Origin of the sequence: Spirosoma panaciterrae DSM 21099 (genome assembly GCF_000374025.1) — a bacterium.
Taxonomy (GTDB): domain Bacteria; phylum Bacteroidota; class Bacteroidia; order Cytophagales; family Spirosomataceae; genus Spirosoma; species Spirosoma panaciterrae.
Genome location: NZ_KB893173.1, coordinates 493,568 through 510,012, shown reverse-complemented (window position 1 = coordinate 510,012; position 16,445 = coordinate 493,568). Strand labels below are relative to the sequence as shown.

Below are 16,445 nucleotides of genomic sequence, written 5' to 3'. Positions count from 1 at the left end.
TACTTTTTAGGCGTTACGCATGCGCTTTCACCTGAGCTGGTTTAGGTGCGTCACCTGCTTGGGGTTCGGCTGGTTTCACATCTTTCCGACGGGTCATGTATGTGTAAATTACCGGCACTACGTATAAGGTGAGCACCAGCGAGAAGAGCAATCCACCAACAATAACGATCCCCAGCGGTACGCGGCTTTTTGATGCTGAGCCCAGCGCCATGGCCAATGGCAGCGCACCAAATGCTGCTACGAGGGTTGTCATCAGAATCGGACGCAGACGCAGCGCAGCGGACTCAGCAGCCGCTTCAAATTTGTTTTTGCCAAGTAGTCGCTGCTCATTGGCGAATTCTACGATCAGAATCCCGTTTTTCGTAACCAACCCTACCAGCATGATAATGCCGATCTGGCTGAAAATATTCAGGGTCTGGTTAAACATCCAGAGCGAGAACACAGCCCCGGCCAGTGCCAGAGGAACCGTCATCATGATGATGAATGGATCGATGAACGAGTCGAACTGAGCAGCCAGGACCAAATAGATCAGCACCAGCGCCAGACCAAACGCAAACAGTGTATTGGAAGAGCTTTCGGCATAGTCGCGTGAGGGACCAGAAAGAGCAGTCTGGAAGGTGTCGTCCAGTGTACGAGCCGCAATGGCACGCATGGCTTCGACCCCATCACCAATGGTTTTGCCGGGAGCCAGCCCCGCCGATACTGTAGCCGATTTAAAGCGGTTGTAGTGATATACCTGCGGAGGACTACTCACTTCCTGGAACTTCACGAGGTTATCTAACTGAATCAACTGACCCTGGTTAGACCGAACATAGAAAGACGCCAGATCAACGGGTTCATCCCGGTCGTGCCGGTCAACCTGTCCAATCACCTGATACTGTTTGCCATTCATCAGGAAGTACGCCAATCGGCGGTTACTTAGTGCAAGTTGCAGGGTCTGAGCCACATCCTGTACCGACACCCCGAGGTTCGTTGCTTTTTCGCGCTCGATGGTGATGTTCAGCTCGGGTTTGTTGAATTTCAGGTCAACATCTGAGTTGAGGAAGGTCGGGTCTTTCTGGACTTCTTCGAGGAAAGCAGGCAGCTTTTCCCGAAGCTTCTCAAAGTTCAGATTCTGGATCACGAACTGAACGGGTAAGCCACCACCCTGACGACCCACCTGGATGGTCTGGTCCTGTGTCGCAAACATGCGGGCTTCACTAAATTTCCGAAGATTTTTGGTCAGGTAATCGACAATGTCCTGCTGCGACCGTTTCCGATCGGCGGCATCGACCATATTGACCATCACAAACGACGAGTTTACGGCCCCGGCTCCAGAGAAACCAGGTGCTACTACGCTGAACGCCAACTTGTTTTCAGGGATTGAGTCAAGCACGAACTGGAGTACTTTATCCGTAATGGCCGACTGTGCTTCAAAACTGGTTCCTTCGGGCGAGGTAATTGCAATACGCGTACGACCCCGGTCTTCCAGAGGGGCCAACTCCGATTTGAGTTGTGAACCAACCCCGAAAATCAGAAGCAGACACACGGCAATCATGGCAAACGCCCAGCCGCGTTTCTTCATAATCCCATTGAGCGAATCACGGTAGGAATCGTCGAGCCATTCAAAAAATGGTTCCGTTTTTCGATAGAACCAGGAGCGGCCGTGGTTCTTACTGGTCAGTTTTACGCTTAATACAGGGGTCAGCGTCAGCGATACGAAAGCCGAAATCAACACAGCACCTGCCACAACGATACCAAATTCGCGGAACAGACGGCCCACAAATCCTTGCAGAAAGATAATCGGCAGGAATACAATGGCCAGGGTGATTGAAGTCGAGATTACAGCAAAAAAGATTTCATTGGAACCTTCTCGGGCGGCCGTCTCGGTGTCCATGCCATCTTCAACCTTCTTAAAGATATTTTCCGTGACCACAATACCATCATCCACCACAAGGCCCGTTGCCAGCACGATTCCCAACAGGGTGAGCACATTGATACTGAAATCGGCTACGTACATGATAAAGAACGCACCAATCAGCGATACCGGAATATCGATCAGCGGCCGGAAAGCTATAAGCCAGTCGCGGAAGAAAAGATAAATAACCAGTACGACCAGTACGAAAGAGATCAACAGCGTTTCGCCTACTTCCTCGATAGCACGACGGATGAAGATACTTCGGTCGGTACCGACATAGACGATAATATCGGGGGGTAAATCTTTTTTAAGCTGATCGAAGCGCTTGTAGAACTCATCCGCAATATTGACATAGTTGGCACCCGGTTGCGGGATCAGGGCCAGAATAACGCCAACTGTTCCGTTCTGTTTAGAGGATGTTTCTTCATTTTCAGCTCCCAGCGTAGCATACCCCACATCTTTGAAGCGGATAATCTGGTTGCTGGTCTGGCGCAGAATCAGGTTATTGAAGTCATCCTCGCTGGTTAACCGACCGACAGCTTTTACGGTTAACTCCGTATTGTTTCCGTACACTTTACCACCCGGTAACTCTACGTTCTGGGCGGTCAGAGCGGACTGAATATCCTGTGAGGTTAAGCGATAGGCCGATAATTTGATCGGATCAATCCACAAACGCATAGCCTGACGTTTCAGACCAAAAATATTAGCCTGGCTAACACCCGGAATGGTTTGTAACCGCTCCTGTAATACGTTCTCTGCATAGTCCGACAGTTGGGTAGCACTCCGGGTCGTACTCTGAACGTTCATGAAAATGATGGGGTCCGAGTTGGCATCGGCTTTCGTAACCACCGGCGGAGCATCGATGTCCTGAGGAAGTTGACGTTGGGCCTGGGCTACCTTATCCCGTACATCATTGGCGGCCTGCTCGAGGTTGGCATCAAGGTTAAATTCAACGGTGATCGTACTGGCACCTAATGCGCTGATCGATGAAATAGTACGAATACCTTCAATACTATTTAGGGATTTTTCGATCGGTTCCGTAATCTGCGACTCAATGATTTCAGGGTTAGCACCGGTGTAGTTGGTCCGAACCGAAATGACGGGCGGGTCAATAGCCGGATACTCCCGCACACCAAGGAACGTAAAGCCGATAATACCAAACAGCACGATTACGATGGACATTACCATCGCAAATACGGGCCGATTTAAGCTTAGTTCGGGGAGACTCATTGCTGTATGAAGTTGTAAAGGTTTCGGTTTTCAATTTTCGGTATCCAGGTAGCCGTATACCGAAAACCGTAAACGTTTAATTACTCGCTACTTTAGGGCCATTCCCCTGCATGCCAATCACTTTGCCCACTTTGACAGGGGCATCGGGTTTGAGGAACAATAAACCTGTGGTGGCCACTGTATCGCCCGCCGACAGGCCCGATAAGATCTGAATAACCCCCGCTGTTCGTAAGCCAGTTTTGACATCCTTAAAGAGTGCCTTGCCATTTTTAACCACAATCACCTGATTGGTACGTGTTTGCGGAATGACAGCCTGTGTGGGTACCACCAGACTCTGCTCATTTTGTACGGTCAGCGTTACGCGGGCAAAGGTGCCAGGACGGAACCGGGCCGACGAATTGTTTACCCGTGCCCGAATGCGCAGGTTACGGGTTTGCTCTTCCACGCCCGGTTCAATCGCGTATACAACACCTTCGCTGGGTTTGGCAGCGCCGTCTACTAGAAACGAAATTGTACTGCCATTATGCACGTAAGGGCCGTATTTTTCGGGGATTGAAAAGTCAAGTTTCAGCGAAGACACTTGCTGTAAGCGGGCAATCAGGGTATTGGGCGAAACAACCGCGCCAGCACTCACATTACGAAGCCCAATAACTCCCGAAAAAGGGGCACGAATCTCGGTACGCTGCAAGTTGGCTTTTACCAGTTCGATGTCGGCTATCGATGATTGCAGGTTGGTCGTAGCAATGTCGTACTCCTGCTGGCTGATCCCGCCCCGCGACAACAGTTGCTTATTTCGCTCTTCAGTACGGCGGGCATTTTCGGCCTGTGCCTGTAATTTCTGTAGCTGTGCTTTCAGGTCAGCATCGAAAAGTTTGACAAGCAATGCCCCTTTGGCTACGGGTTGACCTTCACGAATATTAAGCTGGGTGATACGCGCCGAAATTTCAGGGTAGATGTCAACTTGTTCGGCGGCTAGTAGTGAGCCACTGGAGACAACATCTTCCTGCAATCGTTGCGAGACCACAACAAAGCCCTGAACATTGGCTGGGCCACCACCTCCAGGGCCTCCTTTGCCCCCGGGCCCTCCACCTTTGCCTCCTTCAGCGGCACCTCGACCGCCACCACCCCCACCACCGCCGGGGCCACCGCCAGCGGCTCCGGGAGCCGGATGTAATATCTTATTATACACAATAATCCCGCCGAGAACCAGAACGACGAGGCCGATAGCAATCCACCTTTTCACAGAGTAAAAATTTGCAAGAAAGAACGAAGATTTTAACGGTTCAGAGTCCGCATTTGTTACAATTTGCAAAGCTATCAACCTTGACGACTATAACAATCGGTAGATGCCTGACCCTTACTGTTTTTTGTTACGTAATCTAAAGTTGAAGATGAAGCAAATCATCCGTAAAAATGCTTATTGATCGCTGCGAAACACCTTGTAGTTTGTTAATAAAACGGGCTATATGTCGCAAGAAATGAATAGGCTGATTACTAACATATACCATAAGCTGCCCAAAGATGTTATTTACTGCGTTTTCAGGAAGTACTTAGTGTTTGTTTGACATAATGAGCTAAAAAAAAATATTATTTTTTGTTCTCAAAATACATTCGTCTGCAAAAAAGGACTCTGGACTGTAAAGTAGGCTGCTATTTGGGAAATATACCTGTCTATATTTTGCTTGAATGCGGGCTTTGTAGGGTATGGGTAAGCTACTTACTATTGCTGATGTGGGCATCGAGCGATGAAAACAGCAGATGATGCATGAAGCCCAGCAGTTTGCCCCGTGCTTCGGATCGGTCTGTATCGAGAGGGCCGAAATCCGTTAAAGTGGGTAAGTTCTCCATGAAAAAAGCCTGATAATGAGCCGTCTCGATCAGCGAACTGGCCAGCGATCGGGCATATTGGTACGTAGGGTTGTAGGATAAAATGATGTCGGCAATACGGCGGCAGAGGTCTTTATAGGGTTTGAAAAGCTGCTGCCGATTATCTTCAGTTACATGATGCGTCAGGTAGGCTTTACTGGATTCATGGACCACAATATTATGCAGGGCTCGCAAATCTATATCCTTGCTGTGCGATTCGTCGAGGTCGATGAAAAGCAGCAATCGAATTAATCGTTCCAGTTTTTGACGGGGATCGTTCAGGTTGTTTGTTTGGAAAACCAGTTGAAATTCAAGCCATTGCCAGTACCAGGCCACTAGATACACCAATAACCGATGCTTGTTTTCGAAGTATCGGTAAATACTAGCTTCCTTTGTGCCCATTCGATCGGCCAGTTTCCGAAAGGTAGTGTCTTCAAAACCGATCTCGCTGACCAGTAAAATACTCTGCCGAACAATACGTCGGCCTAGCTCTGAGCTTTCGGGGTCGCGCAGAAACAGACGTTCGTTCATGCGGACATGTACAGAATACTCCATCTATCCTTATTAATAACCAATTGTCGAAACAAAGACCGCAAATTAAACATTGATTCGGCCTCGAAAGTTATATTTGCATTAAAGTTAGTAAAACTATCATAAAATATTATAAGGCTATCATGTATAGTGCAAAACCTATCGAATTGCCGCCTTCGCCCTGGCAGCGATTGATGCGGCTTCTGATTAATGAGAAGAAGGATATAGGCTATATCTATTTGTACGCCATAGTGACTGGAATCATCAGCCTGTCTCTGCCATTAGGCATTCAGGCCGTTTTTAATCTGGTATCGGGAGGGCTGGTTTTTAGTTCGGTATACGTACTGATAGGAGTGGTTATTCTGGGCGTACTGGCGGCTGGTTTGTTGTTGGTAGGCCAGATGGCCCTGGTGGAGGTGTTACAGCAACGAATCTTTGCCAAAGCCGCTTTTGAGTTTACATATCGATTGCCCCGAATCGAACCCGAAGCCCTGGAGGGCTATTATCCGCCGGAGTTGATGAACCGCTTTTTCGATGTGCTGACCATTCAGAAGGGGCTTCCCAAACTATTGATTGATCTGACAGCTGCAACGGTTCAAATTATTTTTGGGCTGATTCTCTTGTCAGCTTATCATCCAATTTTCGTTGGTTTCGGGCTGTTTACGGTATTTATTATTTGGCTTATTAGTCGTTTGTATGGCCCAAGTGGTGTAAGAACCAGTCTGAATGAGTCAAAATATAAATACAAGGTGGTGGCCTGGCTCGAAGAAATAGCGGGCAACTTACCAAGGTATCGTAACCAGACGAAAACAGCCGATCAGGAGCCTATGAATAAAATGGATGACCTGGTGGCAAACTATGTAAAGTACCGAAACGAGCATTTCAAAGTACTTCGTCAATTTTTCTATGGAGGGGTAGCTTTTAAAACGATCGTAACGGGTGGCCTTCTGATTCTGGGAACCACCCTCGTAGTAGGACGCGAAATGTCGCTGGGGCAGTTCGTAGCCGCCGAACTGGTCATTGTTTTAATTACGGGCTCGGTCGATAAACTTATTTCGGGTATCGATACCGTATTTGATCTGGTTACGGCGGTCGAAAAAATCGGCAACGTCACCGATATGCCCCTGACCGAACATCAATAATTCTGAAAGTAAGATGCTTAATATATCCAATCAGCGGGTCAACGAAGAGTTATTGACCAAATACCCTCTTAAAACGCTTCACGCACTGCCACAGTCGGATGGTGGACGAAAGCTTGGGCGTTGGATGCTATTCTTTATGGTGATTGGTATTCTGGTAATGTTTCTGCCCTGGCAACAGAATATCAACGGCGAAGGAACAATTACGGCCCTAACTCCTCAGGATCGCCCACAGACGGTTCAGAATGCCATTGCCGGTCGTATCGAGCGCTGGGCCGTAAAAGATGGCGATTATGTAAAAAAAGGAGATACGTTGTTGGTTATCTCCGATATCAAAGACGAATATTTTGACCCCAATTTACCCCTTAGACTGGATGAGCAGTTGGCTGCCAAACAAGGGAGCCTTCAGGCTACTGATGCAAAAATAAAGGCGTTGGATGGGCAAATTGCGGCTTTACAGGCCGGTATTACTGTAAAACTTGAGGCTGCACGCAACAAAGTTCGCCAGGGCGAGTACAAAGTGTCGGCCGATGAAGCCGATCTGGTTGCCATTCGAAAGAATTACCAAATTGCGCTCGACCGATTGGCCCGGTACGAAAAAGGGTATACGAATGGCCTGTTTTCGTTAACAGACCTGGAATCCCGACGGCTCAAAGTACAGGAAGACAACGCCAAAGTGATCTCGCAGGAAAACAAACTGGCCGTGTCGCGGCAGGAATTAGTTAATGCCAAACTAGAACTAGGAACGCTCAGGGCTGATTTCCAGGAAAAACTGGCTAAAGCGCAGTCGGACCGCAGTTCGGCGGTTTCGTATCTGGCTGATATAAACGGCGAAATTGCGAAACTTCAGAATAAAATGACCAGTGTGGATGTGCGTCGTGGACTTTATATTGTTCGGGCACCACAGGCCGGGTATGTAGTCCGACCAGCGAAAGCAGGTATTGGCGAAACAATTAAAGAAGGCGAGCCGATTGCTACGCTTCAGCCCGCTAACCCTCAACTTGCCGTTGAGTTGTTTGTACGTGCCATGGATGTGCCGCTGATTCAACGAGGGCGAACGGTTCGGTTGCAGTTCGATGGCTGGCCAGCGATCCAGTTTTCGGGCTGGCCGTCGGTATCGGTCGGTACCTTTGGCGGACGCGTAGCCGTAATCGATGCAGTGAGCAGTGTTGGGGGCAAATACCGGCTACTGGTACAGCCAATTCAGGAAAAAGGGGATCTGCCCTGGCCTACACAGTTGCGGGTCGGGTCGGGTGTGTACGGTTGGGTGATGCTCGACGATGTGCCGGTATGGTATGAACTATGGCGCCAGCTAAACGGCTTTCCTGCCAGTTTGAAAGAAGAACCCAAAGAGGAAAAAGGAGCGAAGAAATGAAGCGGTTTATAGCGTTGTCCCTTTGCGGACTAGGCTTGCTGACCAGTTACGGATCGGCTCAGTCGGTGCCTGCCCAAACAGATACTACGGTGTTTACGGCTGAGGTATTCTTTGAATTAATCCGGGCCAATCATCCCATTATAAAACAGGCCGGATTGTTCGGCGAAGAAGCCAGACAGGTTGTGATACAGGCACGAGGGGCTTTCGATCCCAAACTTGCTTCGAGCTACGACCGGAAAGAATTTGGGAATACCCTCTATTACAACCATTGGCAAAACAAATTAGTCGTACCCTTGTGGTGGGCCGGTATTGATTTGAATGCCTCCTACGACCAAAACGCAGGTCAATACATAAACCCGGCCGAACGAACGCCGTCATCAGGTTTGGCCGGAATTGGCCTTAGTGTACCGATTGGGAGAACAATCGGTATCGATGCCCGGCGTTCGGCGGTACGGCAGGCGCGTCTGGCACTCAATCTGGCCGAAGCTGATCGTCTGAAGCTGGTCAACAAAACGCTTTTCGATGCGGCTAAATCGTATTGGGAATGGTTTTTAGCCTACCAGCAGCGTAGGCTGTTGGTAGAAGGGTATGAACTGGCCGATCTGCGTTTCCGGGCCTTACGCGAGCGGGCTCTGTTAGGTGATGCGGCCACTATTGATACAACTGAAGCGCTGATAACGGTACAGGATCGCCTGGTACAGCGCCAGCAGGCCGAACTTGAAGAGCAAAACGCCCGGCTTAGAGTGAGTACGTTTCTATGGAATGCGCAAGGGCAACCAGCCGAACTGCCACCATCGGCTATACCCCAGCAGGCTCCGCTAACAGCCTATACAGCCGATGCGTTTCAGGCGTTACTGAGTCGTGCAACCCAGCAGCATCCCGAACTACTGAAACTGGAGGCAAAAGCGCAGCAACTAACCATTGAAGAGCAGTTCAGGCGGGCAATGGTACAGCCGCAAGTCGTGGTAAGTGCCAGCTTGTTGAGTCAGACCCCAACGGTGGATGTGCCCTACGATTGGAGTGATTATTATTCGTTTCGTCCGCAGAATCATAAAATTGGTCTGGACGTAGTGTTTCCTTTGTTTCTTCGGAAAGAACGGGGCAAGTTGCGGGAAGTACAGGTAAAAAATCAGCAGGTGAATCTGGAACGGCAACAGACCAATCGGGACATTACCAATACCGTTCAGGCGGCCTACAACCAGCTCCAGGCACTGGCTCAGCAAGTAACTGTACAGCAGCAGGCGATTCTGAACCAGCAACGTTTGCTTCAGGCCGAACAGCAAAAATTTGAGATTGGCGAAAGCTCACTGTTCCTGGTCAATTCACGCGAAACCAAGCTGATTGATTTACGGATCAAAGGGGAGGAGTTGAAAACCAAGTACCAGAAAGCGATTGCCGAACTGTATTATGTGGCCGGAACAAGTCAGTAGAGGAATTAAGAGCCTAACACCATGAGCAATTCACTGATCATCATGGCCGTAGCCCCCCATACCCGGTGCCCTTGTATCTGATAAAATGGCGCATCGACCAGTATGCCCCTGACCTCGATCTGACTGTCGCCAACGATGGTTTCATCCAGTAAGGTGTCTAAATCAACTTCAACAATGGCTTCTACTTCACGGGGGTCCGGGTAAAAGTCGGGGCGGTACGGGAGAATCCCGACAACGGGTTGTACAAAAAAATTGCTGGGCGGAATAAACAACTCCGTTAGTAGGCCGAGTACCTTCACATCCGATACCCGGATGCCTACCTCTTCCTGGGCTTCTCGGAGGGCGGTGCGGGTCAGATTTTCATCAAACCGTTCCATTCGTCCACCGGGAAAAGCCATCTGCCCGGCATGGACGCCATCGTACTGCGGACGAAGTATAAGAGGGAGGTAAATCGAATTCTGAAATGGATAGAAACAAATCAACACGGCGCTCCGACGCGTTCGCTCGTTGGGTTTAATACCCAGCCGATACCGTGCTGCCGACGCCATTTTCTGGTGCGCAGCTTCACCTGGCAATGGTTTCTGTAACCGCTGCCGGAGGTTTTCGGTAAAGGCGTTAAACGATGTGTCGATCATTCCAAGTCTATTCTTTGTCGTTTGGGATTGATACTGGCAAAGCTCAAAACCCTACTTATACAACTTAACTAATTCTTCAGCACAACGTTCACCGTCCATAGCCGCCGAAACAATGCCCCCTGCGTAGCCAGCGCCTTCACCACAGGGAAACAACCGTCTGACATCGACATGTTCACACGTGTCACGGTGACGCGGAATCCGTACGGGCGATGAGGTTCGGCTTTCGACCCCAATCAATTGGCCCTCGTTGCTCAAATACCCCCGCATTTTCCGGCCAAAATCCCGCAAGCCCTGCCGCAGAGGTTGGGCAATGTGGTCGGGTAGTACCTCCGTCATATCGACCGAAGCAAGTCCGGGTTGGTAAGACGTTGGCAACAGATCGCCCGAGATACGCCCATCCACAAAATCGGCAATGCGTTGGGCAGGAGCCGTTTGGGAAGGTTTGTCCGATTGGGTAGCGCCCATTCGGCAAGCCCAGCGTTCCAGTTCTTGCTGTAAGGCTAATCCGGCTAATGGGCCTTCATCGGCATAAGGTTGTAAATCTTGATCGGTAATGGCTACTACCAGGCCCGAATTGGCAAACTGCGAATCCCGACGCGAAGGCGACATTCCATTGACGACCAGCTCACCCGGTGCGGTTGCTGCTGGTACAATAAACCCTCCCGGACACATACAAAACGAAAACACTCCGCGTTCTACCCCTTGATAACGTGTTTGGGCCACTAAACTGTAAGACGCTGCTGGCAAATAATCTCCGCGATTCGGCCGATGGTATTGGAATTGGTCAATCAGTTGTTGCTGGTGCTCAATCCGAACGCCCATGGCAAAAGGTTTCGCTTCGATCCGAACCTTGCGGTCGTGGAGCAGGTAAAAAATGTCGCGGGCTGAGTGACCCGTTGCCAGAATAACCCCGATCCCGGTAAGCGTTTCGCCGTTTGCCAATACCACACCGTTCAGTTCTTTCCCGTTAAGCAGTAGGTCAGTTACCTTGGTGTCGAATCGTACGTCGCCCCCGGCATTTAGTATACTGGTTCGCAGGTCGGCTACTACATTCGGCAGCTTATTGGTGCCAATGTGCGGATGAGCATCGACCAGAATCTGTTCCGTAGCGCCATGAGCGACAAAGATTTCCAGAATCCGCCGAACATCTCCTCGTTTGGTAGAACGGGTATACAACTTGCCATCTGAGTAGGTACCCGCTCCTCCTTCACCAAAGCAGTAGTTCGATTCAGGATTAACGATATGGTCTTTGTTGATAGCGGCTAGGTCGCGTCGGCGGGTACGAACATCGCTCCCCCGCTCAACAACAATCGGTTTAATGCCCAGTTCAATGAGTCGAAGAGCCGCAAATAACCCGGCGGGCCCAGCGCCCACCACAATAGCCTGTGGCGCTTTGCTAATATCGATCTGTGGCTTCTGGTACTGAATCAGCGGGGGAGGGGTTTCGCCTGCAAAGACCTCCGCTTCCACTTGCACGCGGACCTGCCGGTTACGGGCGTCGATGGATTGTCTTCGTTTCCGGACAATAACATCATCGGTATCAGGCAAGGCAAGGTGATTGAGGGCCTGGGTCCGAAAGGCTTCATTATCTAAAGCCAGTTCGGGAGCGAGGGTTAACGAAAGTTGATGAATCATCGTAAGCAAGGCCAGTGTTTATCTGGCAAGAGACTATTTTTTACCTAACAGGTAGCTCTGGTTTTGGGTTCGATTATCTGCTAAGTAACATTTTTTCTACTAATAAGAGAGTATACGGAAAGGATTTACGACTATTTTCTTATTCAGCGATAGAACGCAGATTCGTCTGGTTTTGACGGACGATTCATATTTTTTAGGTGATAAACGATTGGTTGTCAGTTAGTAGTGACCTTCGTCTGCTTCGATTGTCATCGAAAAACACAAGGGTCATCCCGATCTGTCGAGGTGGTCAGCTATCGTTCTACTCAGCAAGGAATAAGACAAGCGTTAATTACAAATCGGTTATTGGAAGTAGCCCACAAAAATGATGAAGTTTAGCCTTTTCGGTTGTCTGATGGTCGTAAGCCAGGTGGTATTGGCCCAGTCTGGCATAACCCTGCCCTGGTCGCAACGTATGGTGGCCTCGATTATGGCCAGTAATCCTGATTCAATTGCATATAAGCGAGAAGATGGGAGCAGGGGAGTTGCCCATTGGGAATATGAAACGGGGGTTTTGCTGGAGGGGGTAAAGCAGGTCTGGTATCGTACGGCCGATGATCGATACTTCACTTACATCCAGAAAAACATGGATCGGTATGTGCAAGCCGATGGCGATATACGTACGTATAAGCTCGAAGACTATAATCTGGATTTCATTACGCCGGGGCGGTCGTTATTACTCTTGTATCAGCAGTCGTTGCCGGGTAAAGAAAAGTACCGGAAAGCGGCTGACCTGCTTCGGAAACAACTGGCCGAGCAGCCTCGTACAAAAGAAGGGGGCTATTGGCATAAGAAACGGTATCCGTATCAAATGTGGCTCGATGGTTTGTATATGGCCGAGCCTTTCTATGCGGAGTACACGGCCTTATTCGGTGATACCAAACATTTTGACGATGTAATCAATGAGTTCGTCTGGATGGAAAAACACGCCCGTGACCCAAAAACCGGACTGATTTACCACGGCTGGGACGAAAGTCGCGAGCAGAAATGGGCTAACAAAGAAACAGGCAACTCGCCCAATTTCTGGAGCCGGGCCATGGGCTGGTACGCGATGGCATTGGTCGATGTACTGGATTACATTCCTCAGAATCACCCCCGACGTGGCGAACTGATTGCCATTCTGAATCGGTTTATGCCTGCATTGGTTAACTTTCAGGACCCCAAATCGGGTTGCTGGTGGCAGGTGACCAACCGCATGGGCGACAAAGGAAATTACCTCGAAGCCTCCGGTTCCTGTATGTTTGTGTACGCCCTGGCTAAAGGGGTTCGCATGGGGTATCTACCTGCCTCGCTGATGGCCCCTGCCCGAAAAGGATACGAAGGCATTCTAAAAGAATTTATCACTACCGATAGTAAAGGACTAATTCATCTTGAAAAAACGGTGGTGGTAGGTGGTTTGGGTGGAAACCCCTACCGGGATGGCAGCTACGAATACTACCTCAGCGAACCCATTCGTCAGGATGACCTGAAAGGCGTGGGTCCGTTTATCATGGCCAGCGTCGAAATGGAGATAGCCGCCGAAGATGCCCTTGGTAAAGGCAAAACGGTTGCCGTTGATACCTATTTCAACCACGAATTCCGCAAAGGGTATACAGGTGAGCAGGAGCCTTTTCATTACACCTGGGACGATCAGCAGCATTCGGGGTTCTTCTGGTGGGGGAGTATTTTTCGCAAACTAGGAGCTAAAACGACGACCATTACAGGGGCTCCTACGGCTACGTCGCTGAAAGGGGTCGACGTATACATCATTGTTGATCCCGATACGCCCAAAGAAACCCCAAAGCCGAATTACTTGACTGAAAATGACATCAACGCCATTGCCAGTTGGGTTGAGGCTGGCGGCACACTGGTATTGATGGCCAACGATACTTTGAACTGTGAACACCACCATTTCAATCGGTTAGCCGCTCGATTTGGTATGCAGTTTCTGCCCAAAAATCGAAATATGGTTCAGGCAGATAAGTTTGAACAAGGGGCGATCAGTTTACCGGCTGGCAATGCGGTTTTTCCGAAAACTCGTACTGTATACATCAAGGAACTGTCGCCATTAAGTGTAAAATCTCCGGCCAAAGCGGTAGTGACCGATGTCGGGGATGTGATTATGGGGGTGGCTAAAGTGGGTAAAGGAACTGTTTTTGCGGTTGGCGACCCCTGGCTGTACAATGAATATGTAGACGGTCGGAAAATTCCGGCTCAGTACGAAAATTTTAAGGCAGCCAAAGAACTGGCAAGCTGGTTGCTGAAACAGGGAGGCACAGCAACGCCTGGTTCAGCAACCAGTAAGCGGTAAACCTATAGAATGCAGATTCGTATGATTGTTATGATCAACACCGATTTAAAATCATACGAATCTGCGTTCTATAGGTTTTTGGCTTTCATCTGCCTGACCGCGTAATGGGCGGCTCGGGCGGTAAGTGCCATGTACGTCAGCGACGGGTTTTGGGTGCTGGTGGAAGTCATACAGGCGCCATCAGTAACAAATACGTTTGGGCAGTGGTGAAGTTGATTCCAGCGGTTGAGCAGCGATGTTCTGGAATCCCGACCCATACGGACACCTCCCATTTCGTGGTTTTCGCTGCCGGGCAAGCGTCCGGTATCGATGGCCCGAATGTTTTTAAAACCTGCCTGGGTATACATCTCGGTAAATTGCTCAAAAAAGTCTTTCAGGATTTTCCGGTCATTGTCATCGTAGTCGACCGATACGCGTAACTGCGGGATTCCAAAGTTGTCTTTCAGGACAGGATCGAGCCGGACCGTACTCTGCGCTTTCGGAATGGTTTCAGCCATCATAGCGGAGCCAACCTGCCATTCTCCTGGCTGGGAATTGAGCAGATTCTGCTTCAATGTTGCGCCAACTCCTTCCTGGTTGTCAATCTGCCCTCGCGACGAATAAAACGTGGCCGCATACCCACGCAGAAAGTCAGTTTCCTGTTTGAAAACGTTTCGAAATCGGGGCATGTAGCTGCTATTGGGCCGACGTCCGTCCGTTGTGGAGTCCAGAAAGCCATCATACGTTGCTGTAACCCGGCCCCGATAACTATGGAAGGCCATATGCGTACCCAGCAAGCCCGAATCATTACCCAGTCCGTTCGGGAAACGGTGGGAGGTCGAGTTCAGGAGTATCAGGTTCGTGTGCAGGGCCGAGGCATTCAAAAAAATAATTCGCGCGTAGTATTCCGTCATCTGATGCGTTTGGGTGTCGATGACACGAACCCCCGTTGCCAGGCCTTTCTGTTCATCATAGATGATGGAATGGACGACCGAGTGAGGGCGTAGGGTTAGCTTTCCAGTACGCATGGCCCAGGGAATGGTAGAAGCATTACTGCTGAAATACCCACCGTATGGACAGCCACGTTCGCAAAGAGTTCGGTGCTGACAACGGGCCCGACCCTGTTGCAAATGAATGGGCTTGGGCTCGGTAATATGAGCCGCCCGGCCGATAATCACATGCCGATCCGAGTGGCGGGTTGCCACCTGTTGTTTGAAGTACTTTTCGACGCACGACATCTCATGCGGAGGTAAAAACTCACCATCGGGCAATGTGGGCAGCCCATCTTTATGGCCGGTAATGCCCACAAATCGTTCTACATGACTGTACCACGGGGCTATATCGGTATAGCGGATAGGCCAGTCTACGGCATAGCCATCACGGGCAGGGCCTTCAAAGTCAAAATCGCTCCAGCGCTGGGTTTGCCGCCCCCAGGTAAGCGAACGCCCACCTACCTGATAGCCGTGTATCCAATCGTAGGGTTTTTCCTGCACATAGGGTTGCTCGCTATCTTTGGCAAAAAAGTGCATGGTATCTTCATGGAAGGCATAATTCCGGCTGGCAATCGAATACTCGTTTCGAACAGCCAGCGGTACCTGGCCCCGATGTTCCAACTCCCATGGATTGAGCAGGGCCGTTGGGTAATCCGTTACGTGATTGACCGGGCGCCCACGCTCCAGGAGCAATGTACGAAGGCCCTGCTGGGTGAGTTCTTTGGCCGCCCAGCCACCACTGATACCAGACCCTACAACCAGGGCATCGTACGTTTGGGTTTTGAGGCTATCGATAAGAAAGTATGCCATGGTTAGTAAAGTGCCCGACGCGCTAATCTTACTTTAGGCTATGCTGCTCCATCTGTCGGAGAACAATAGCCAGCCGTTCGGCTACTGAATAGTCGCCACGGATGTCTATGAGGGGGCAACTGAGTTCGCGCATCCAGTTTTCATGAGCCTGTAACGTGCGGCCATGCGCCAGGTTGGAGTCATATCCCGATGCCCAGTCAATGAATTCTTCGTGTTGCTGCTTGCGATCTTTGTCCGTAAAAATCAGATTTCCATACCGTTGAAACTCACGTTTTCGTAACCGTTCCAGCCGTAATTCTGGGGCTACCCAGAGAAAAACCGCCAGATCGAACGCAGACAGCCATTGCTCTCCCCAGTTGAGGAGCGATCCACCAATAATCCAATCAGCAGAATGGTTTAAGTCGTTGGTGAGTAGTTTATTACGCTCAGTCGGGTTTCTTCTGGAACTGTAGGGCGGGTTTGTTGGTATCCAGTAATACGCGTCCGTATCGAAATAAGGAATTCCAGTTTGATTGGATAGGGCATTGCCTAACGTGGTTACCCCCGAGCCGGATGCTCCGAAAATGTGAATTTTCATCGAAATGTTCAGGTAAATTG

11 protein-coding genes are annotated in these 16,445 nt (G+C 49.9%); 4 read left to right on the top strand and 7 right to left on the bottom strand.

Annotated features, from left to right (window positions below; genetic code table 11):
- Positions 1-13 precede the first annotated feature (13 nt).
- The 3 genes from B153_RS0105640 to B153_RS0105630 form a co-directional block, all read right to left on the bottom strand.
- A complete protein-coding gene (locus B153_RS0105640) occupies positions 14-3,127 on the bottom strand; it encodes an efflux RND transporter permease subunit (RefSeq protein WP_020595707.1) in 3,114 nt (1,037 codons plus the stop codon).
- Between the two features lie 76 nt (positions 3,128-3,203).
- A complete protein-coding gene (locus tag B153_RS0105635) occupies positions 3,204-4,370 on the bottom strand; it encodes an efflux RND transporter periplasmic adaptor subunit (RefSeq protein WP_020595706.1) in 1,167 nt (388 codons plus the stop codon).
- A gap of 470 nt (positions 4,371-4,840) precedes the next feature.
- Positions 4,841-5,524: a TetR/AcrR family transcriptional regulator gene (locus B153_RS0105630; protein WP_020595705.1), complete on the bottom strand. Its 684-nt coding sequence runs from the start codon at positions 5,522-5,524 to the stop codon at positions 4,841-4,843.
- Between the two features lie 143 nt (positions 5,525-5,667).
- Here B153_RS0105630 and B153_RS0105625 point away from each other — a divergent pair, with 143 nt between their 5' ends.
- From B153_RS0105625 to B153_RS0105615, 3 genes are read left to right on the top strand one after another with little or no spacing between them, the layout of a single operon-like run.
- Entirely contained in the window at positions 5,668-6,666 is a 999-nt protein-coding gene (locus tag B153_RS0105625; protein WP_020595704.1) for an ABC transporter transmembrane domain-containing protein, read from the top strand.
- Between the two features lie 13 nt (positions 6,667-6,679).
- Positions 6,680-8,038 carry an HlyD family secretion protein gene (locus tag B153_RS0105620; RefSeq protein WP_020595703.1) on the top strand — a complete coding sequence of 453 codons (1,359 nt, stop codon included), beginning with the start codon at positions 6,680-6,682 and terminating at the stop codon, positions 8,036-8,038.
- Positions 8,035-9,468 (top strand): TolC family protein, encoded by a 1,434-nt coding sequence (locus B153_RS0105615; protein WP_020595702.1) that lies wholly within the window; start codon positions 8,035-8,037, stop codon positions 9,466-9,468. Before B153_RS0105620 ends, B153_RS0105615 begins: the two co-directional genes overlap by 4 nt.
- A gap of 5 nt (positions 9,469-9,473) precedes the next feature.
- Here the strand turns inward: B153_RS0105615 and B153_RS0105610 are convergent, their stop codons facing one another.
- Positions 9,474-10,103: an NUDIX hydrolase gene (locus B153_RS0105610; RefSeq protein WP_020595701.1), complete on the bottom strand. Its 630-nt coding sequence runs from the start codon at positions 10,101-10,103 to the stop codon at positions 9,474-9,476.
- Between the two features lie 51 nt (positions 10,104-10,154).
- Positions 10,155-11,738: an NAD(P)/FAD-dependent oxidoreductase gene (locus tag B153_RS0105605; RefSeq protein ID WP_020595700.1), complete on the bottom strand. Its 1,584-nt coding sequence runs from the start codon at positions 11,736-11,738 to the stop codon at positions 10,155-10,157.
- 364 nt (positions 11,739-12,102) lie between these two features.
- Between B153_RS0105605 and B153_RS0105600 the strand changes: the two genes are divergently transcribed.
- Positions 12,103-14,067 carry a DUF4350 domain-containing protein gene (locus B153_RS0105600; RefSeq protein WP_020595699.1) on the top strand — a complete coding sequence of 655 codons (1,965 nt, stop codon included), beginning with the start codon at positions 12,103-12,105 and terminating at the stop codon, positions 14,065-14,067.
- A gap of 68 nt (positions 14,068-14,135) precedes the next feature.
- On the opposite strand, the gene B153_RS0105595 is transcribed toward B153_RS0105600, so the two are convergent.
- Positions 14,136-15,848 (bottom strand): FAD-dependent oxidoreductase, encoded by a 1,713-nt coding sequence (locus B153_RS0105595; protein WP_020595698.1) that lies wholly within the window; start codon positions 15,846-15,848, stop codon positions 14,136-14,138.
- Positions 15,849-15,876: 28 nt separating this feature from the next.
- Complete coding sequence (locus B153_RS0105590) at positions 15,877-16,425, bottom strand: P-loop NTPase family protein (RefSeq protein ID WP_026261927.1); 549 nt, start codon at positions 16,423-16,425, stop codon at positions 15,877-15,879.
- Positions 16,426-16,445: the final 20 nt, after the last annotated feature.

Coding starts and splice junctions, on each gene's coding strand:
- B153_RS0105595 (WP_020595698.1), bottom strand. CDS start 15,848: ATGGCATACTTTCTTATCGATAGCCTCAAAACCCAAACGTACGATGCC.
- B153_RS0105605 (WP_020595700.1), bottom strand. CDS start 11,738: ATGATTCATCAACTTTCGTTAACCCTCGCTCCCGAACTGGCTTTAGAT.
- B153_RS0105630 (WP_020595705.1), bottom strand. CDS start 5,524: ATGAACGAACGTCTGTTTCTGCGCGACCCCGAAAGCTCAGAGCTAGGC.
- B153_RS0105625 (WP_020595704.1), top strand. CDS start 5,668: ATGTATAGTGCAAAACCTATCGAATTGCCGCCTTCGCCCTGGCAGCGA.
- B153_RS0105620 (WP_020595703.1), top strand. CDS start 6,680: ATGCTTAATATATCCAATCAGCGGGTCAACGAAGAGTTATTGACCAAA.
- B153_RS0105640 (WP_020595707.1), bottom strand. CDS start 3,127: ATGAGTCTCCCCGAACTAAGCTTAAATCGGCCCGTATTTGCGATGGTA.
- B153_RS0105600 (WP_020595699.1), top strand. CDS start 12,103: ATGATGAAGTTTAGCCTTTTCGGTTGTCTGATGGTCGTAAGCCAGGTG.
- B153_RS0105590 (WP_026261927.1), bottom strand. CDS start 16,425: ATGAAAATTCACATTTTCGGAGCATCCGGCTCGGGGGTAACCACGTTA.
- B153_RS0105615 (WP_020595702.1), top strand. CDS start 8,035: ATGAAGCGGTTTATAGCGTTGTCCCTTTGCGGACTAGGCTTGCTGACC.
- B153_RS0105610 (WP_020595701.1), bottom strand. CDS start 10,103: ATGATCGACACATCGTTTAACGCCTTTACCGAAAACCTCCGGCAGCGG.